The 17,126-nt window shown below is 65.4% G+C and carries 19 protein-coding genes; 6 read left to right on the top strand and 13 right to left on the bottom strand.

Annotated features, from left to right (window positions below):
* The first annotated feature begins 174 nt into the window (after nucleotides 1-174).
* Complete coding sequence (locus ACXIZN_RS04480) at nucleotides 175-390, top strand: hypothetical protein (RefSeq protein WP_457952684.1); 216 nt, start codon at nucleotides 175-177, stop codon at nucleotides 388-390.
* The gene (locus ACXIZN_RS04475) at nucleotides 390-1,085 is read left to right on the top strand and encodes a winged helix-turn-helix transcriptional regulator (protein ID WP_457952683.1); all 696 of its coding nucleotides are present in this window, start codon (nucleotides 390-392) and stop codon (nucleotides 1,083-1,085) included. The genes ACXIZN_RS04480 and ACXIZN_RS04475 overlap by 1 nt, the downstream gene beginning before the upstream one ends.
* A gap of 285 nt (nucleotides 1,086-1,370) precedes the next feature.
* Here ACXIZN_RS04475 and ACXIZN_RS04470 read toward each other — a convergent pair whose 3' ends face one another.
* A complete protein-coding gene (locus tag ACXIZN_RS04470; protein WP_457952682.1) occupies nucleotides 1,371-1,919 on the bottom strand; it encodes a hypothetical protein in 549 nt (182 codons plus the stop codon).
* A gap of 152 nt (nucleotides 1,920-2,071) precedes the next feature.
* Between ACXIZN_RS04470 and ACXIZN_RS04465 the strand changes: the two genes are divergently transcribed.
* From ACXIZN_RS04465 to ACXIZN_RS04455, 3 genes are all read left to right on the top strand, one after another.
* Entirely contained in the window at nucleotides 2,072-2,551 is a 480-nt protein-coding gene (locus ACXIZN_RS04465) for a cation:proton antiporter regulatory subunit (protein ID WP_457952681.1), read from the top strand.
* Between the two features lie 2 nt (nucleotides 2,552-2,553).
* Nucleotides 2,554-3,738, top strand: coding sequence for a cation:proton antiporter (locus ACXIZN_RS04460; protein WP_457952680.1), 1,185 nt, complete (start codon nucleotides 2,554-2,556; stop codon nucleotides 3,736-3,738).
* A 121-nt stretch (nucleotides 3,739-3,859) separates the two neighbouring features.
* A complete protein-coding gene (locus ACXIZN_RS04455; protein WP_457952678.1) occupies nucleotides 3,860-5,071 on the top strand; it encodes a cation:proton antiporter in 1,212 nt (403 codons plus the stop codon).
* A 522-nt stretch (nucleotides 5,072-5,593) separates the two neighbouring features.
* Here ACXIZN_RS04455 and ACXIZN_RS04450 read toward each other — a convergent pair.
* The gene (locus ACXIZN_RS04450) at nucleotides 5,594-5,845 is read right to left on the bottom strand and encodes a MerR family transcriptional regulator (protein ID WP_457952677.1); all 252 of its coding nucleotides are present in this window, start codon (nucleotides 5,843-5,845) and stop codon (nucleotides 5,594-5,596) included.
* A 276-nt stretch (nucleotides 5,846-6,121) separates the two neighbouring features.
* Between ACXIZN_RS04450 and ACXIZN_RS04445 the strand changes: the two genes are divergently transcribed.
* Nucleotides 6,122-7,495 (top strand): hypothetical protein, encoded by a 1,374-nt coding sequence (locus ACXIZN_RS04445; RefSeq protein WP_457952676.1) that lies wholly within the window; start codon nucleotides 6,122-6,124, stop codon nucleotides 7,493-7,495.
* A 113-nt stretch (nucleotides 7,496-7,608) separates the two neighbouring features.
* On the opposite strand, the gene ACXIZN_RS04440 is transcribed toward ACXIZN_RS04445, so the two are convergent.
* From ACXIZN_RS04440 to ACXIZN_RS04390, 11 genes are all read right to left on the bottom strand, one after another.
* Nucleotides 7,609-8,298, bottom strand: coding sequence for a hypothetical protein (locus ACXIZN_RS04440; RefSeq protein WP_457952675.1), 690 nt, complete (start codon nucleotides 8,296-8,298; stop codon nucleotides 7,609-7,611).
* A gap of 419 nt (nucleotides 8,299-8,717) precedes the next feature.
* Nucleotides 8,718-8,996, bottom strand: coding sequence for a hypothetical protein (locus ACXIZN_RS04435; RefSeq protein WP_457952674.1), 279 nt, complete (start codon nucleotides 8,994-8,996; stop codon nucleotides 8,718-8,720).
* A gap of 100 nt (nucleotides 8,997-9,096) precedes the next feature.
* Nucleotides 9,097-11,748: a LysM peptidoglycan-binding domain-containing protein gene (locus ACXIZN_RS04430; RefSeq protein WP_457952673.1), complete on the bottom strand. Its 2,652-nt coding sequence runs from the start codon at nucleotides 11,746-11,748 to the stop codon at nucleotides 9,097-9,099.
* Between the two features lie 10 nt (nucleotides 11,749-11,758).
* Nucleotides 11,759-12,163: a pilus assembly protein TadG-related protein gene (locus ACXIZN_RS04425; protein WP_457952671.1), complete on the bottom strand. Its 405-nt coding sequence runs from the start codon at nucleotides 12,161-12,163 to the stop codon at nucleotides 11,759-11,761.
* Entirely contained in the window at nucleotides 12,160-12,573 is a 414-nt protein-coding gene (locus ACXIZN_RS04420) for a hypothetical protein (RefSeq protein WP_457952670.1), read from the bottom strand. The genes ACXIZN_RS04425 and ACXIZN_RS04420 overlap by 4 nt, the downstream gene beginning before the upstream one ends.
* Nucleotides 12,570-12,965 (bottom strand): hypothetical protein, encoded by a 396-nt coding sequence (locus ACXIZN_RS04415; protein ID WP_457952669.1) that lies wholly within the window; start codon nucleotides 12,963-12,965, stop codon nucleotides 12,570-12,572. The genes ACXIZN_RS04420 and ACXIZN_RS04415 overlap by 4 nt, the downstream gene beginning before the upstream one ends.
* On the bottom strand, nucleotides 12,962-13,180 hold the full coding sequence (locus ACXIZN_RS04410) for a hypothetical protein (protein WP_457952668.1): 219 nt from the start codon (nucleotides 13,178-13,180) through the stop codon (nucleotides 12,962-12,964). Before ACXIZN_RS04410 ends, ACXIZN_RS04415 begins: the two co-directional genes overlap by 4 nt.
* Before the next feature lie 16 nt (nucleotides 13,181-13,196).
* Nucleotides 13,197-14,063, bottom strand: a complete 867-nt coding sequence (locus tag ACXIZN_RS04405; protein ID WP_457952667.1) for a type II secretion system protein — start codon at nucleotides 14,061-14,063, stop codon at nucleotides 13,197-13,199.
* Nucleotides 14,060-14,905 (bottom strand): type II secretion system F family protein, encoded by an 846-nt coding sequence (locus ACXIZN_RS04400; RefSeq protein ID WP_457952666.1) that lies wholly within the window; start codon nucleotides 14,903-14,905, stop codon nucleotides 14,060-14,062. Before ACXIZN_RS04400 ends, ACXIZN_RS04405 begins: the two co-directional genes overlap by 4 nt.
* Nucleotides 14,898-16,238, bottom strand: coding sequence for a CpaF family protein (locus ACXIZN_RS04395; protein WP_457952665.1), 1,341 nt, complete (start codon nucleotides 16,236-16,238; stop codon nucleotides 14,898-14,900). The genes ACXIZN_RS04400 and ACXIZN_RS04395 overlap by 8 nt, the downstream gene beginning before the upstream one ends.
* Nucleotides 16,228-17,124 carry a hypothetical protein gene (locus tag ACXIZN_RS04390; protein WP_457952664.1) on the bottom strand — a complete coding sequence of 299 codons (897 nt, stop codon included), beginning with the start codon at nucleotides 17,122-17,124 and terminating at the stop codon, nucleotides 16,228-16,230. Before ACXIZN_RS04390 ends, ACXIZN_RS04395 begins: the two co-directional genes overlap by 11 nt.
* Nucleotides 17,125-17,126 lie beyond the last annotated feature (2 nt).

The raw sequence follows: 17,126 nt of genomic DNA, 5'->3' as shown, positions 1-17,126 counted from the left end.
GGAGCCCTTTCGCGGTCGGCGAATGCTGTTGCCGACCAGGCTTCCCGGCGCTCCTGCGGGCAATGTACTCCCCCTGCGACGCGAGGCACCAGAGGAATCGTCAGGCAGTCGTCAGGTTCACTCCAGCGCGGAACCGGAAGAATGGCCGGAGGTCAAGGGCACGCGAGGAGAGTGATGAGCGTAGAGACCCCGAGCGCGAAGGACGTCGTCGAAGACGTTTCCGTCTGGCTGGCCAGCGAGTTCTCGACGAAATTGTCCCCGGTCGCGGTCGGCGCCATCGTCCGCGCCACCCACCGAGAACTCCAGGAACAGATCGTCCCCGAAGCGCTCGGTGAGATGCTTCACCGGATGGCGCGGCACCGGATCGCCCGTCTCGTCCAGGTGCTTTGATGCGCTACGAACAGCACTGCCCGATCGCGCTGGCGACCGAGGTGGTCGGCGAACCGTGGACGCTGCTGATCGTCCGGGAACTGCTGCGCGGCAGCACCACGCTTCCGGACGTCGCCGCGGGTGTTCCGGGAATGTCCACCGGGTTGCTGATCAAACGGCTCAGGGCCCTGGGAACCGCGGGAATGGTCGTCCTTCATCCGGCGAACCGGCCTCAGCGGGTCGAGCTGACCGAAGCCGGCCGCGATCTGGCGGCGGTCGTCGAATCGCTCGGCAGCTGGGGTGCGCGCTGGTTGCCGCCGCCACGGCACAACGACCTCGATCCTGCCCTGCTGTTACGCGATATGTCCCGGGAGATCGACCGATCGGTCCTTCCGGACAAAGCAGTGTCGGTTCATTTCCGGTTTACGGAGTCGCCCGGGCCGCGTTGGTGGTGGCTCGTACTCTCGCGGGATGTCGCGGCACCGACCATCCACGATCCACGGCTGCCACAGGCGATGCGGATCGACTGCACGCTCGGCGCGCTGGCTCAGGTCTGGCTCGGCCACACGGACTGGCTGGAAGCCTTGCGGGACAAGGCGATCGTGATCTCCGGACCCCGGAGCGCCGTCCGCGAGGCGATCACGTGGCTCGGTACGAACCGCTTCTCCGGCAGCAGAAACTCTACTGATGCGGGCGCGCCCACACTGTCCTCATAGGAGGGTTCCCTCCTGGATGTCCCGCGTGGGTCGGAGGTACCCGTGAGACTTGCCGGTTGAGGGGTCGCGGCTGAGGCGCTGTGCGTCGCGGCGGCGCGGGCGGGTCCGGCCGATTCGCCCAGGAATCAAACAGCAGGACGAACGCGGCGAAACCCACCGGGGCGAGTCCGAGCAGCCATAGCCCCTGGGTGGCCAAGAGGGCTCCCACCAGCATGGAGGGGACGACGGCAAGCAGGCAGAAGGGATCCAGTCGGCCGAATAGGGGCCGTCCGCGTTTCTGGGGATTCATGGCACTCCTTGGTTCACTCCGGCTTGTGCCTCCAGAAGTTCCGCCGCGCGAAGCTCGGCGATTCTCGCCTTCTCCTCTGCCTCCTCCGCGAAGTGGCGGTGACGTGCCGAGACCGAGTTGTCGCCGCGGTGCAGGATGACTTCGCCGCGCTCACGATGGCCCTCCGCACGTCTGATGGCCGCGAACGCGAGGCAAACTTCGATCTCCTGCGCCGTCGACCCGCGTGCGAGCCGCCGGGCCCTGCTCCGACGTTCCGCCGCCATGGCGAGTTCGTCATAGGCCATGTAGTGGCAGGAGGCCCGTTCGGCGAGGTCCCGCTGGCGCTGCGCCAAGAGCGGCTTGCCCTCGGCGACCGATTCGGCCGCCTTTTCGAGGTGCTCGCCCGCGATTTCGCGGAGACGCGCCGCGTGACCACGCAGCCGACTCGCACGCGACAGTCCGCTATCGCCGGAGCTCTCCGCAGTCGGTGTTCCAGATGGCTTCCCAGTGTCCCGATACAGCAGCTCGGTGAGCGCCCTGCTACGCAACCTGACCGTCGGCGCCATCACTTCTCCTCGTCCACGACCAGATGCCCGCCACACGCCGAGCCTGTCACGGAAGGCAGAGGGCCGACCTGACGAAAACCTTACGATCGATCACGGAAGCACACGGTGCACACAACGGTTGCGCCGGCCGTAGCCGCAGTAAGGATGAAGCCATGGACGTCAACGAGGTTCTCCTGCCCGGTGTCGGGCTTCGCTACGAGTTCGTCAACGCCGACGGCGACCGGATCGGCATCGTCGCTCGTAGATCAGGCACCTTCGAAGTGATCGGATACTCGACGACCGACCCGGACGAAGGTGAGCTCCTGTTCAGGCTCACCGCTGCCGAAGCGGACACGGTCGCGGAGATCCTCGGGGCGCCGAGGATCGCGGAGCGCTTCGCCGACCTGACCAAGGAGGTACCCGGCCTCAGCGCGGGCCAGATCGTGGTCCCGGCGGCCTCCGACCACGTGGGACAGCCGCTCGGCCACACCAGGGCCCGGACCCGCACAGGAGCGTCCATCGTCGCCATCGTCCGCGGTGGCGAGGTCATCGCATCACCGCCGCCGGACGAAGTCCTTCGCGGCGGGGACGTTCTAGTGGTGATCGGAACGCACGAGGGGATCACCGGCGTGCGCGCGATCATCGAAAGCTGACCATGCACACCTCGCTCGCGCTCCTGCTCGAGCTCGGCATCATCCTCTTGGTGCTCAGCGTGCTGGGCGCGTTCGCACGCCGCCTGTCGCTCTCACCGATCCCCCTTTACCTCCTTACCGGCCTGGCCCTCGGCGAAGGCGGAATCGCGCCTATCCCGGCAGCCGGAGACTTCGTCCAGACGGGCGCCTCGATCGGCGTCGTCCTCCTCCTGCTCACCCTTGGCCTGGAATTCGACGCCTCCGAGCTCCGGGACAGCCTTCGCCGCCATCTTCCCTCCGCCGTCGTCGACCTCGTACTGAACGCGGCGCCGGGAGCGATCGCGGGATGGCTGCTCGGCCTGGACTGGGTGGGGGTCTTCGCCCTCGCCGGGGCGACCTGGATCTCGTCCTCGGGCATCATCGCCCGGCTACTCGCCGATCTGCGACGGCTCGGTAACCGGGAAACCTCCGCGGTGCTGTCGATCCTCGTCATCGAGGACTTCGCCATGGCGTTGTACCTCCCTGTGCTGGCGGTCATCGCGTCAGGAGGTACCTGGGTCGAAGCGATCACCGGTGTCCTGATCGCGATCGTCTGCGTCGCCGCGGCGTTCCTCGTGTCCCATCGGTGGGGACATCACGTCAACCGGTGGCTCGCGCATCCCGACTCGGAACAGCTGATGCTGCGAGTCCTCGGCTCGACCCTCGTCGTGGCCGCACTGGCAGAGTTCGTGGACGTGTCCGCGGCCGTCGGCGCCTTCCTCGTCGGTTTGACCCTCACCGGCGACGCGGCCGAACGCACGAGGACAGTGCTCGCACCGCTGCGCGACCTGTTCGCCGCCGCGTTCTTCCTCTCGATCGGGTTCGCGGTCAGCCCGGCGGGCTTGTTGCCCGTCCTGCCCGCCGCGCTGGCTCTCGCAGTGGCGGGGATAGCGACCAAATTCGCGACCGGCTGGCTGGCCGCACGCCGGGACGGCGCCGCACGCCGAGGACGAATCAGAGCCGGGACGGTCCTGATCGCGCGCGGGGAGTTCTCGGTGGTGATCGTCAGCCTCGCGGGCACGGCGAGCGCCGCGCTCGGTCCACTCGTCACCGCCTATGTCCTCATCCTCGCCACAGCTGGGCCAGTGCTCACCCGCTGGCCACGACGGATACCGAGAACGCCCGAAGTCGGGGGCAAGGACCCGCCGGTGTCCCCGACTTCGGCGTGACGGGGACGGCGGTTTGCGTCCGCCGCGCCTATACGGCATCTTTACGCGCGGAGCGCCGGGAAGTCTGGTCGGCACGACCCACCCCACGAGGGGTGGGTCATTCGACGTGGACGGAGTCTTGATGGCGCTCGCTTTGGCATTCGGCCTGGTGCTGTTGATCAGCGTGTCGCTGTCGGGGCTCGCGGCACGCACCGTGCTGTCGACCGCGCTGCTGTTCTTGGTCGCGGGAGCTCTGATCGGGCAAGGCGGATTCGGCCTCGTCGACATTCCCTCCAACGGTGCCTTCGTGACCGGACTGGCCGATCTGGCGTTGTTCACCGTGCTGTTCACCGACGGCCAGCGCGCCAGCCTGCCCTCCCTGAAGGAAGGATGGCGACTCTCCGGCCGCGCGCTGGGCCTGGCGATGCCCTTGACCATGGTGGGCATCGCGGTGCCGACGCACTACCTCACCGGCTTGGACTGGACGACGTCGTTCCTGATCGGCGCGATCCTGTCACCGACGGACCCGGTGTTCGCCTCCGCCATCGTCGGCCGCACGGACGTGCCACTGCGGCTGCGCAGGCTGCTCAACGTCGAATCCGGGCTGAACGACGGCCTCGCGCTCCCCTTCGTGCTGATCTTCCTCGCGACCGCCGCGAACCGGGACACCGACTTCGGCGGCATCGCCATCGAACTCGTCGCCGGCCTCGCGCTCGGCGTCGCCATCCCCGCGGCCATCGCGCTCGCCTGGCGGCTGAAAGTCCTCACCGCGGAACCACGGCTACAGGCGCTGGGGCCGTTGGCGGTCGCGGTGATCCTGTACGCGACCTGCCACCTCACCCACGCCAACCCTTACCTCGCCGCGTTCGCGGCCGGCGCAACACTGGCCACAATGGACCGTGTATCGGCCGAGCACTTCGAACACTTCGGCGACCTGCTGTCCGAGACGACGAAATTCGCCGCACTCCTGGTATTCGGCGCGCTCATCACACCGGAACGGCTGTCACACCTCAGCATCGGCGACTGGGCGGTAGCGGTGATCGCGATCGTGCTGGTGCGGCCCGCCGCGATGATGCTCTCGCTGATCCGCACCCCGCTGCCCGCACGAGAACGGTCGGTCGCGGCCTGGTTCGGGCCCAAGGGCTTCGCATCCGTCGTCTACGGACTTCTTGCGCTACAAGCGGGAATCCCGGCGGGAGAGCATGTCTTCGACCTGGTCGCGATCACCATCGCACTGTCGATCGTGCTGCACTCCTCCACCGACGTGCCCGTCGCCAAGGCACTGCGCATCGAACCGCCGGACAACCTGCCCACCGGACAACCGGAAAAGCTTCCGCAGAAGGAGAGCTCCTGATGGGAGGCATCACACCCGCCCTGGTGTTCGCGTTACTGTTCATGGTCCTGCTCGGCGTCATCCCCAGGCGCTACTGGTACCTGCAACTGCCCGCCGTGCTCGGCTGGGTCCTGGTCTGGATCGACAGCGCCTTCACCGGTCACTGGACCGATTCGCTGGGCGTGGCGATCACCGTCTTCAGCCTGCTCTGGCTGGCCTTGACATGGAAGCGTGCCCGTTCCGGCACCGACCCGGACNTGGTACCTGCAACTGCCCGCCGTGCTCGGCTGGGTCCTGGTCTGGATCGACAGCGCCTTCACCGGTCACTGGACCGATTCGCTGGGCGTGGCGATCACCGTCTTCAGCCTGCTCTGGCTGGCCTTGACATGGAAGCGTGCCCGTTCCGGCACCGACCCGGACAGGTGACGGGTTCGTCAAAGCTTCTCGGCGTGAACGGTTCGTTCCAGGTCCGAGACCGGCGTGGACCGTCCGGACGGCCGGACATATCGAGCTGTGAGTTCATCGGAACCCACTTGCTCGAGTTCACGCCAGGTAACGAGATGGATGCTCAGAGAAGTCCAGCTCGTTGGCGTTTGTAAACGCCTTGCGGATCTTCTGCAGCGATTGCTCACGGCGAAGATGCACGACACTACGGAGAGCTACCACGTCACGGTACGAGTAGAGCAGGTACGGCTCTGTCGCCACCTCGGGTACTAACAGGCCCGTCCTGTTCCAGCTACGCAGCTGCGCTACCGAAGCCCCGGACAGCACGGATGTGAGGCCAGTCGGAAACATACTCACCCCCTTTTCGCGCTGACACTTCCTGCCCGACCACGAGTATGGCAGGAGGAAAACAGATCGCCTCGCATATCTACGTCGCATCTTCAAGCGTTACCAACCGTAGCCGCACAAAGTAACGACCACCCGAACGGACGAATATGATGCGAAGACTTGACTCTAGGAGCCGCTGTGGTCCCAAGACTGAGTCAAGTCGGGGTCGCATCGGCCATGTCGAGCGCCGCCGCTGCTGCCGAAGTCGATAGCCTTCGAGCTAAGGAAGAGGAGGCTGCGGTGGATGACGTGGAGACCCTGCTCGCGCAGGTATGGAATCCGGAGATCCGGACGCTGGCCGAGGAGGCATGGCGTACCTACAACGCAGGCGCGTTTCGTGCGTGCATCGCGGCGACCTGGACAGCCGTCACCGCTGACATCATCAGTAAACTCGTCTCCCTAGCCGATACAGGCGACACCCAAGCGGGTACGTTTCGCGACCAACTTGCCGCCGCCCAAGCAAAAGGGCTCACCTTCGACGGCGTGCGCGCGATGCAGGTCATCGAAAGCAGCCTTCTGACCAACGCTATGCAGTTGGAACTCATCGACACGATCGACCAACGAGAGCTCGACCGCCTCCGGGAAGACCGCAACCTGTGCGTCCACCCGTCGCTGCGCAGCTTCGGCGAGGTGTACACCCCACGTCCAGAGTCCGCCCGAGCACATCTCGCCGTTGCCCTGTCAGCCTTGCTCACACATCCGCCGACCCAAGGCAGCCAGGCGCTAGAGGCATTTCAGAACTACACCTGCGACCCCTCCTTCGTGCCTGAGATCGCACACATCCAGACCCTCTTCTACGACCGTGTGCGTACCAAGACCCGAACCAACATTGCCAAAATCGCCGCCAAGCACGCACTACGCGAAATCGACCCCGCCGGCCGACTCAACCCTGTCGAGTACGCCAACCGCGCCGCGGTCGTCCTCTTCGCTCTCGCGGGACGGGACCGCACGATGGTCACGTCAGCTGTGGAGAGCCAACTGGAGCCCTTCCAGGCACTCGTCGGGGAGGTTCAGCTACGCGCGATGGCTCGCCTGGGTGACCAGGACTTCTTCTGGGCCATGGTGGACAACGCCCTGTCCGGGCGACTACAGCAACTGCTCCTGGCTCTGCCCATCCCCGAGCAGTGGGAGCCACTGCCGGTCGACGTGGCGATCTGCCTCGCTGTCGTACGCAGCGAACTCGCCCGATCCCGGCTTCCTCAACTCGAACAACGATTCACCACGTTGAGCAAGGTACATCGGATGAACGTAGTCGCGGTCGCGCCCGCACCATATTTCATCCCTACTGTCATCGAATTTCTCAAGGAGGCGTGGAACTTCCGGACCGGCGAGCAGATAGGCCAATTGCTCGTTCAACATGCCAGCCTTCTATCTGTCGACCAACTTACTAGCGCACTCACAGCGTGGGCCGATAACGACCAGTGCCGATTGGCCGAGCGAATGACCGGCTTGGCCGTCACACTGTACCGGGCCACAGCACACTTGGGGGCTGGCCAGCCAGAGGCGTTCACGTCCTTCCTCCACGAAGTCCAATCAAAGACCACCGCGGACGACAGCTACTACCGGTACCCCGAACTCGAAGGTGCACTCCGTGCCGGGGGCTACCTCGATTAGACAAGAGGCCCGGAACGCTCATGACAAGTCGCTCAAAATGAGCTGTCATCTGCGTCAAAGCCAAGGCCGACAGCGAACAACCGCTGTGACCGACATGTACAACAGCGGTCTGTTTAGGAACTTACCTTTGCTGCCGCGAGCGTTGGTCCGCGCCATTCTGAACGCACCACACGAGTCAGGATCCGGGAACGCTCTGCCCCAACACTTAACGCTTTTCGAAGCGCTTCGGCCGAGATTGGCCGCTGGTGCAACTCTCGATGCCGGGCATCAATCTGCTTCGCCCGCTCCACCAAGTCGTCGTCGACACCTGACAGGCTCTCGTTCGCCGCCTCCGACGAAACTCTCAACACCGTGTTCGTCGATGCAACGACAGCAGGAGACTGCATGGCTTGTCGCAGATCAGCGAGCGCCTGCAGCAAGCCCGGTCCTACGTCGGACCAGCCGATCAGCAACAGCGGTCCTACCGCATCGAACAGCGCCTTGCCGATCTCTCCCGCGATCAGCGGCTCGGCCACGTTCAACGCCAGTGTCACCGCGCTCGCGAGAACCAGGAGCCGCCGCGCCGAGCGCTGCACCTCAGGAGCTGCTCCATGCGCCGAGAGGCGGCGGATCGCCACAAGCAAGGCCACGACCGTCAGGTCCACCGCGGGCGCGACCAACGGTGCGACCCACACCGGGACACCGAGTCGAAGAGCGAGCGCGAATACATTGCCGAACCCGAAGAGGAACGTCAGCCCGACCACGATCCCCACCATCGTGCTCACCGCCGACACAACCGGATCGCGCCGATCCCCCACCGTCATCGTCCACACCACCCGGCAACGCAGGCATCCAAGGCGGCTGGACCAAGCGACAGAATCCGGCATCCGCGAGCCCGAGACGAGCCCGAGAGGTCCGAAACAGTCCGGCACCAGGCGACACACCCCGACACCATGGATGCGCCGCGACCAGACGAAAAGGTCTTGTTCGACATCACTCGGCACCATCCGACACGGAGTGTCGCTGGCTCTTAACCAGCGGGTTCGCGGGACAGGCCAGCAGCAGGCCCTCGAGACTCATATGTTAGTGTGAGCACCGCTAGCCGTTTGCCTTCGCTCCCCTCTCAGAGCAACTTCGCCAGAGAGGTAGCACCGCGCTCCCAAGGCCGATCGTTGCAAGAGTGCATCTTCCCGCGGCCGTGGGGGAATTTTCGGCGTTGACTGCCGAAAGTCCCTACACGGCCCTAGCACCAGCCGACGTTCCATCGGTCGATCTGATATGACATGCCGCCGCCCCAGAGCGTTGCCCAGATCTGGAAACCACCGAAGTCGTGTATGTCGTATACGCCCTGCCCTTTGTTGGAGTACCCGAGGATTACACCGTGGTACCAAAGTGGCGTGTTGTCCTGGATAATGCACTGATAGAGCTCCTCGCGCGGCGACGCAGAAGCTTCTACACCACCGACTCCCAGGGCGGCGACACATGCGAGGCCGGTGAAAAGAATTCTTGTCACGATAGACATGGGGTTCTCCTAACGGTCTGTTGCCTTCGAATGGAGGCGAGACCATGCCTATCGTGACGTATTCGGGTGAGTGCAACGTAAATCCCTGGTGAGTCTGCCTTCACTGGGGCCCGAGCAGGGTGTCCACTAGCGCGGCGGTTTCCACGTCGAGGTCGACATCGAGCGCGGCCGCGAGATCGGTCAACTTGTCGGCGGTGGCTTTCACCGCAGCGCGGTTTCCCGCTCGGTGCTCCACACGAAGAAGATCTCGATAGAGGAGTTCGCTGACGGGTTCGGCGAGAAGACCCCGGAGGATCGCACGGCGAGCCCCTGATAGATCGCTGGCCCGTTGGCAGAAATCGGCCAGGGTGTGGGCGGCGTCGACGATGGCATCGATCATTTCTCGCTGATGCCACGAGTTCCAGGCGTATCGGCCAGGACCGATGTTGCTGAAGGGCATTCCGGTGACGAGCGCGAGTGCCGCTTCGAGTCGAGCCCGCCGATCGGAGGTGTCATGGTTCGTACCGGCGCCGGCAAGCTGCCTGAAACGATGCCAGTCACTGTTCATCGACTTCGACAGGCGGTAGCCGCCTCCGTCCCCCGCGACGTTCGGGAGGTAAAGGTCACCGTTCTCGTCGTGACCGAGCCAAGTCCGCAGGCGGGAGATGTAGCCCTGCCTCGTCGCCGGGGACCACGGCCGGGTGTCCGTCCCGAGCTGCCGGGAGATTTCGTCGGCGGTCGCGCCCGGGTGGAGGAGCAGGAACGCAGCGAGTTCGGTGAGCCGGTTGATCTTCTTGCCCTCGACCTTCGTCGGGTCGACGTTGTGCAGCCCGACCGGTCCGAGAAGCCTCAGTTCGGGTCCCGTCGTCGACGGTGGTTCAGGCGGGACATCCGGATAGTCCCTGGCGGGCACCTGTTCGGCCTCGGCCTCGGCAGTGAGCGTCGCGACGAGTTCTTCCGCTTGACCGGCGTCAAGGCGCTGGAGCTCGACTTCGATGCCGAGTTCGTCGATCAACGTGGACTTCGCGGAAACATCGAGCCTCCAGCCATCCGAGGTCGACGTACCCGCAGCGACCACCGCGGCAAGGCACTCGTGCTGCTCCACGTCGAAAGGATCAGCGGACAGAACCACGCTCGTTGGAGTCACGGCTGCCTCAGAAAGCCCGTCCACCGACGTGAAGTGACGGAAGCGAGCAGGATGGTGCGCAGCGGTCGAACGCCCGAAGCCCACCAATGTCACGACGACGGACTCGGACCAAGCTGACGTCGCCAGTTCCCAGGCCATGGCCAACAGGACCGGTTCGACTTCTTCCGCGCTCCCGTCGAGGACGATCGTGCCGACCTCCGCGAGGTTGACCATCACAAGGTCGCGACGAGAGTCATGGCCGACTGTGACAAGAGCCGGATAGGGCGCTGGAGCTCCGTCCAGCTCATCGACATCCAGCGAATCAGCAAAGGATTCACTGTGTCCCGGCGGGTGCAGGACCACGCTACGGCTGCCTACCACTGCGGACCGGACGACAGGCAGCGGGACACCCTCTTCCCGGGTGCGATAGGCGAGACTGCGCAGCGCGACGTCGAGAGCTTCGGCCGTGGCAGGTTCTTCTGCTTTCCTGAGTGCAGTCTCCAGGTCTGTGGGCGGTGGACGGCGGATTCGTGTTCCAGGACGACGACGTCGTTGAGCGAGCATCCTGCGCCGGGCAAGGGTCGCCAGAACGCCGGCGGCAAGAAGCCCTCCGAGCCCGACGGCGACGAGGGGTACAACGCTGTCGTCGCTCACAGGAGCGACCTCGACGGGCGCCGGAGCGGGGGTCGACGCTGGCACTCGCTCCGGCAAAGGCAAAGTCGGTTCCGCAGGCCGGGCAGCTGGCGGTGCCGGCTCTGGCCCACAGCCAGGCGGAGCGATCTGAGCCGAAGTCGAGCTTCCAGACGCTGCTCCCCCACCGTGTTCAGGCGCTGCCGCTCCAGGAAGTTGTAGGACATCGCCAGGATAGATCCGATCCGGGTTGTCCAAAACCCGGCCGCCAGGCAGTGGTCGACCTCGATTGAGTTCGAAGATCTCGACGTACCGGGAAGCGGAGCCGAGGTGCTTCTGCGCGATCTGTGTCAGCGTGTCACCTGCGCCGACGACGACTTCGACGCACTGCGACTCGGTAGGTAGCGCAAGATGCCAACCGGGCTTGATCAAGTCGACGCTTCGAAGAGCTGCCCCGTCTGCCTGACGTCGGCCCCGGTTCAGATTGAAGATCTCCTGGTAGCGACTCTCGTCGCCGAGGTGCTCAGCCGCGATGCTCATCAGCGAGTCGCCGGGAACGACCGTGTACCCGTCGGCCACCGGAGGATCGGCGTCCTCCGCGGTCTGGTGGATTCTCTGTTCGGAGACCTGCGGGGCGACGATGGTGGTCGGGGCAGCAGGCTGCGCGGCCTCCGCAGCCGTCGTACCGACCACCAGACCGAAGAGGACACCGGCTACGAGTCGTTGAGCCCAGCGGAATCCAGGCAGTCGCGGCGCTGCGACTCCACGCGCGAGTGCGACGCATTCCAGCACGACAGCGACGACAAGTTGCAACCAGGCGATCGCCCCTACGACCGCCACCACGAGAAGGAACACCTGACCGGTATCTCGCTCGGTGATCCAGGCGACGACTTCGGGGAAGGCCGGGACGTGGTCTGGCAGGAAGACCGGCCTGAACGTCCAGAGGAGGAGCGGCGGCCCGACGATGAGCAGAGCGAGACCCATGACACCGAGGAGGATTCGCGCGAGCCTTCTCATAGCGGTGCTCCTATCCGTCGGAGACCAGATCCGCGGCGCCGTGGCCGCGCACGGAGAACTCCGATACTCCGATGACGCTGAGGAAGATGGTGGTTCTGGTGATCGTGGTGTCGACGACGATTCGGTTGCTCTGTACGGCAACAGTTCCGGTAGTGGCCATCGCCGCGAGATAGCGCTCTGCTTCGGCGACGGCTTGCTGCGGGTTGACGTCTGCGACTTGGCCAGCGGCGAGAGCCTGAACGCGGAGTGCTTGCCCCGCTGCGCGCGCGGCTTCTTCGGCGATCGACGTCGCCTCCGAATGAGCTTGAGCTTTTCGACTGCCGTCGACCGCCCATCCGATGGCGATGATCAGAGCGAGGCTCAACCCTACCAGCCACACCGAGACTGAGCCTCGTTCACCACGCAAGCGGATCATCGACGGGCTCCATAGCGATCGATGGGTGATCGGAACTCGGAAACAGCCAGTCGCGAACCCGGGATCAAGAGATCACCGAACGAGATCTCACAGCTGATACTGGCGATCACGTAACCGGTCTCGCCCAGCGGCCTGGCGAAGTCTCGAGCATCGACAGCGATGTTGAGCTGGGCGCAGTTCAAGCCCTGCTGAGCGATGACAGCTCGCGCCCGCACCTCGGCAACCGACGCTGCGGCATGGCCGTCACGGGCGATGGAAGCCGCGCGTGCGGCAGAGCGGGCAGCCTCGTCCACTGCGGATTCCGCGGTGATGACCCGCATTCCGACCAGTGCGAGTGCGAAGAGGGCGATCAACGCCGACACGCCGATCGCGACTTCGACGTTCACATCGCCGCGGTCCCCGCGCATCATGGCGTCAGCTGCTCGATCGGCCCGGACGCGCGTTGGCTCACCGAGAACCGTGCGAACGGTATGAGTGAGGCGGCCTCGGCGGTGACGATGACGGTGACGTTCCTGCCGTCGCTGGTGGCTTCGGAATCCACATTGGACAGCCAAGTTCCGGTCACCCGGCTGACGTAATTCTGTGCGTGCTGCTCGGCGGCCACCACGTCGACGGGCGGCAGCCGTGCGGCGTTGACACCGTCCCGCGCTGCTTCCAAGGCCACGTTTCGTCCCAGGAAGAGCACAACGGCTTGCAGGACGAACCACGTGACCAGAAGAAGTGCTCCTAGGCCGAGGATGGCCGACACGTTCTCGTCGCCGCGCTCGCCGGTCAGCTGGGCAGTGCGGCGCCGGAGGTTCATTGCCCTCCGATCAGTGGCAGCTTGCCGTTCACGAAGGCCGTGACCGCCCCGGCGATCGCGGTGGCCAGCACGAGACCGAGTACGGCGTAGATGGCTTTGGTGATGTTCTCGTCGCCGCGCTCGCCTTGTCGCGCGAACTGCGCTCCGCGCTTCTGCAGCACGCATGCGATCGTGAGTACCGCGAACTGCAGGCGGGTCACCACTGTTTTGAGCATGGGCTTCTCCTCTGTTTCAAGTGCCGAGCATCGTGAAGATCCCAGGGAAGGCGAGAAAGACGATGAACGCCAGGCCCATCACGGCGATCGGCATGCCCATCCGATCCGAACGGATCGACGAGCCGGCCTTCTGATCCGCCAGGCCTTGCTGGGCAATCGATGCCGCTTTCGAGCGCAGGGTGTCCGCGATACTCGCTCCGCCCTCGCTCGCGCTGGTGATGATGTGGCCGAGATCCCTGAGTTCACGGACACCCAGCTCATCGGCGAGGCGCTCAAGACCTTCCCAAGGCATCCGGCCACGCAGGGACGCTTCGTTCATCGCCAGCCGGATCCGGTGAAACGCCCAGCCTTCGCCCAACGAAGCCGGATAGCGCATCGCTTCGACCGGACCGCGGTCACCGAGACGCCCGAGAGCGACGAGGTGCGCGTAGGCGACCAGAGCCCCTCGGAACGCCGCCCGTGCCTTCTGCGCCTTGGCGCGAAGCAAGAGCCGCGGAAACGCCCAGCCGCATGCTGCCGCGCACAGCGACATCGCTCCCGTCAGGAAGACCGGTGCCCCAGCGCCGAGGGAGACGAGTACCGCGCTCGTCAGCGGAACCGCCAGGGCTCCCGTGGACGCATAGCCGATGCGGTTCAGCATAAAGGATTCGCGTGTCTGGCCGACAAGGTCGAGATCTGTAGTCGGCGTCCTTGCTCCGCAGCGGTCGGCGAGCCGGATCACGGCTCGTAAGGCCGGATTCAGCGACGAGCTGTGCGAAACGACAGGCGGACCGTTCAGGACATCGCCGAGCCGAAGACGGCCGGGCACGCACGCCGCGACGATCAGTGTCGTGCCGCCGGCGATTCCCAGCGCCAGCAGGATGAGTTGGCCGAACGTATTCATGTCCGCCGCCGGGCGAGGAATCGGGCGGCCGGCGGCTCGAGACCCAACTGCCGCAGCCATACCGCAGAGGCACCTACCAACCCGAGCATCACAGCCAGGACAACCTGCCCAACCGGCGTGGCATAGGCCGAGGTGTACATCGAGCTACCGAAGAGAGCGACCCCCACGAACATCGCCGCCCAGATGCCGAGCAGGACACGCGCGGTGGACCGCCTCCGGGCCCGTTCGGACTCCGCGGTCCGGCGAGCGACGATGTCCTCGGCAACCTGGCGAGCGAGCGCACGCAGCAGATCGGCGACCCCTGAGCCTTGGCGGTGTGCGACGCAGAGGCCGGCCACCGCGGCATCCCCGATCTGGTCGTCGATGTCGTCGGCGAACTCGAGCAAGGCTTCCTGCACGTCCCAGGTCCGCAGGCGATGCGCCAGCGTGGTCAGCTCGCGGGCGAGGCAAGCAGGCGCTTCACGGGTGGAACCCTGTATGGCGCTGACGAGCCCCGTGCTGCCCGCCGCCATGACGTCGCTGAGACGTCGCAGCCACGATTCCAGCGCTTCCAGTCGCTCGATACGCTGCTTGGCGATCGCTCCCGCTGAGAAGAGCCACGGCAGGAAGACGATGAAGATCGTGATGGCCACCCCGGCGATCGGCCAGCCGGAAACAAACCAGACCAGAGCGCCGACGGCCAGCGCGAGCGGTCCTCGCCAGCGCAGGCCACGATGCCGCCGAAGTACCTTCGGCTGGAAAACAAGCTGTCGCCGTCGGCCGATACCGAACCATCCGGCGACGACGAGGGCCAAGCCGCCGGCGAGACCGACGCCGAGCAGAACAAGGACGAGTTCAGGCATGGGCCCACTCCCCATCGCTGCCACAGGTCAGCCAGTTCCGGTCGAACCCGGCACGCTCGTAGTCCTCGACGTCGGTCGGCAGATTCCCGGTAGGAACCGATCGGCGACCTGCAGCACGTTGGAAGAGATAGGTCCGCGCGGGTCGCCCATACTCACCGGCCTCGACGGAGATGATCTCGGCAACGTAGCGATCGAGGCTGCTTCCGTCGGCGACGAGCTCGACATGCACGATGAGATCGATCGCGTGTGCCACGGTTTCGTGCGCCAGTTCGGGGGTCCATGCCGAGTTCCCCTCCAGGCAGAGGCGGGCCATTCGGTTGATGGCGTCCCCCGCGTTGCGGGCGTGCAGCGTGGACAGCGAGCCCGACCCGCCTGTCGACAGCGCGTCGAGCATCGGAATGATCTCGCGGCCGCGAACCTCGCCCACGATCGTGCGCGTGGTGTGCATGCGCAGCGACTGCCACACCAAGTGCGACAGGTCGGCGACGGTGCTGCCGGACCGCTCCGAATTGCCGATCCGTTCTTCGAACGCGACCACGGCAGGAAAGCGATCGCGATGCCGGTGCAAGCCGAGTTCGAACTCCGTCTCGAGTGTCGCGAACCGTTCGTCCGGAGGAATCTCCCAGCAGAGGGCCCGCAGGAGCGTCGTCTTCCCCGCCCGTTGCCGGCCACAGACGACGATGTTCTTCTCCGCTCGCACTGCCGCGCGCAAGAGCGCGAGCTGCGCCGTCGAGATCATCCTCCACTTGTGGAGGTCCGCCAGCCCGGTCTTGGACAGCCGGTGCCGTCGGATGGAGACGTGCGGGCGGTCGCTGACTTCGGTGGTGGCGGCCAGGCGCTCCCCGCCCGGTAGTTCCATGTTCAGCAGCGGTGACGTGCTGTTGATGGATCGCTCGGTCCGGCCGTGGCGAGCGGCCAGGCGCTGCAGCCAGCGAAGCAAGGCTTCATCGGTCGGCGCGATCCGGGGTGCACGCATGACCGTGCCGTCCGCATAGGACAGCCAGACGGGCTCGTTGCCGATGATGTCGATGTTCTCGACGCCTTCCTCGGCCAGCAACGGTTCCAACCGTCCCAGGCCGAACATCTCCGCCATCACGGCCTTCTTGACGAACCACTCCTTGCCAGGATCCAGGAACGGCCGGCCTCGGCCAGCCCACTCCTTGATCGCGGCCGAGAGGACTTCGTCGATCAGTTTTCCTGCGAGTGCACGCTCGTAACTTCCCGATTCCGGCTCGCTATGGCGTGCCATCTCTTCTTCGACCTGTTTCGCGAGAGCCTGTTGGACATGATCGACAAGTTCGTCCGCTCCTGCGAAGTCCTGTTCAACCAACATGGCGGTCCCCTTCGCCAGCAGACGCGGCGGGCCGCGGGATCGAAGGTGGGGGCGGCCTCCGCACGAGTTCACGTCGTGGCCTCTCTTGCCTGGCAGGGGCCTGCTCATGGATCGCACGCCCTCGAAGCCTTCGCGACCGAGTGAAGGCTCGCTTGCCGATTTCGAACCCGAGCTTCCGGGACGTTTCAAGCAACGACGAGGTCTCGAAGCGTTTGCCTGGCTTGAAAGTGTCCGTGAACTGCGTGGCGGAGGACGGATCCCACGGCATCTCACCGACCACCGGCAGGCCGAGTTTCCCGAACTGCCTCTCGATCTCCTTGATTGGAAACCCAGCGGGAGTAGCCGCAACAACGACCACCAAACCGTCGTCCGCTGTGCCGAGTAGGCCGATCTCTTCGCGAACCAAGTCCACAGAGGACGACAATGCTCGGAGCGAATGCCGGTCGTTGCGTACGACCAGCACCGTCAGGTCGGCGTTCCCCAGGACAGCATGCGGCATAGCGCGAGAACGAAGTCGACCACAGTCCGCCAGGACGTCGACCGACTCCCAGGTCCGGAACGCCAGCGCCAGTCGCTGCCATTGCAGGCTTTCCGCTATCCGAGTCGTTTGCGGCCCAGGCAGGAGAAAATGTCGCCCGGTGCCGTCCGGCAGCGTGATCGCCTGCTGCCACAACGCCTGCGGCAACGGCATCGTCCGCGCGGCCAGCATCGCTTCGAACATCCCTCGGTGGCCGAGCGAGCCACCCGGGTCGAACACCGCCAGCGCCTGGCCGCCGGACGGATCGCACTCCGCGGCGACAGCGTGGCGCGGCCAAGCCCAAGTCAGGGCCAGCGTCGCGGCAGACGTTCCCGGACTTCCGCGTAGGGAAGTGAATGTGATCAGCATGG

The organism is Amycolatopsis sp. TRM77291 (genome assembly GCF_054166285.1).
Note: the sequence above shows the minus strand (reverse complement) of the source record. Positions and strands in the feature narration are given on the sequence as shown.

Bases quoted from the DNA above. Each gene is read 5' to 3' on its own strand.
- ACXIZN_RS04480 (WP_457952684.1), top strand. From the start codon at position 175: ATGAGCGTAGAGACCCCGAGCGCGAAGGACGTCGTCGAAGACGTTTCC.
- ACXIZN_RS04475 (WP_457952683.1), top strand. From the start codon at position 390: ATGCGCTACGAACAGCACTGCCCGATCGCGCTGGCGACCGAGGTGGTC.
- ACXIZN_RS04470 (WP_457952682.1), bottom strand. From the start codon at position 1,919: ATGGCGCCGACGGTCAGGTTGCGTAGCAGGGCGCTCACCGAGCTGCTG.
- ACXIZN_RS04465 (WP_457952681.1), top strand. From the start codon at position 2,072: ATGGACGTCAACGAGGTTCTCCTGCCCGGTGTCGGGCTTCGCTACGAG.
- ACXIZN_RS04460 (WP_457952680.1), top strand. From the start codon at position 2,554: ATGCACACCTCGCTCGCGCTCCTGCTCGAGCTCGGCATCATCCTCTTG.
- ACXIZN_RS04455 (WP_457952678.1), top strand. From the start codon at position 3,860: ATGGCGCTCGCTTTGGCATTCGGCCTGGTGCTGTTGATCAGCGTGTCG.
- ACXIZN_RS04450 (WP_457952677.1), bottom strand. From the start codon at position 5,845: ATGTTTCCGACTGGCCTCACATCCGTGCTGTCCGGGGCTTCGGTAGCG.
- ACXIZN_RS04440 (WP_457952675.1), bottom strand. From the start codon at position 8,298: ATGACGGTGGGGGATCGGCGCGATCCGGTTGTGTCGGCGGTGAGCACG.
- ACXIZN_RS04435 (WP_457952674.1), bottom strand. From the start codon at position 8,996: ATGTCTATCGTGACAAGAATTCTTTTCACCGGCCTCGCATGTGTCGCC.
- ACXIZN_RS04430 (WP_457952673.1), bottom strand. From the start codon at position 11,748: ATGAGAAGGCTCGCGCGAATCCTCCTCGGTGTCATGGGTCTCGCTCTG.
- ACXIZN_RS04425 (WP_457952671.1), bottom strand. From the start codon at position 12,163: ATGATCCGCTTGCGTGGTGAACGAGGCTCAGTCTCGGTGTGGCTGGTA.
- ACXIZN_RS04420 (WP_457952670.1), bottom strand. From the start codon at position 12,573: ATGATGCGCGGGGACCGCGGCGATGTGAACGTCGAAGTCGCGATCGGC.
- ACXIZN_RS04415 (WP_457952669.1), bottom strand. From the start codon at position 12,965: ATGAACCTCCGGCGCCGCACTGCCCAGCTGACCGGCGAGCGCGGCGAC.
- ACXIZN_RS04410 (WP_457952668.1), bottom strand. From the start codon at position 13,180: ATGCTCAAAACAGTGGTGACCCGCCTGCAGTTCGCGGTACTCACGATC.
- ACXIZN_RS04405 (WP_457952667.1), bottom strand. From the start codon at position 14,063: ATGAATACGTTCGGCCAACTCATCCTGCTGGCGCTGGGAATCGCCGGC.
- ACXIZN_RS04400 (WP_457952666.1), bottom strand. From the start codon at position 14,905: ATGCCTGAACTCGTCCTTGTTCTGCTCGGCGTCGGTCTCGCCGGCGGC.
- ACXIZN_RS04395 (WP_457952665.1), bottom strand. From the start codon at position 16,238: ATGTTGGTTGAACAGGACTTCGCAGGAGCGGACGAACTTGTCGATCAT.
- ACXIZN_RS04390 (WP_457952664.1), bottom strand. From the start codon at position 17,124: ATGCTGATCACATTCACTTCCCTACGCGGAAGTCCGGGAACGTCTGCC.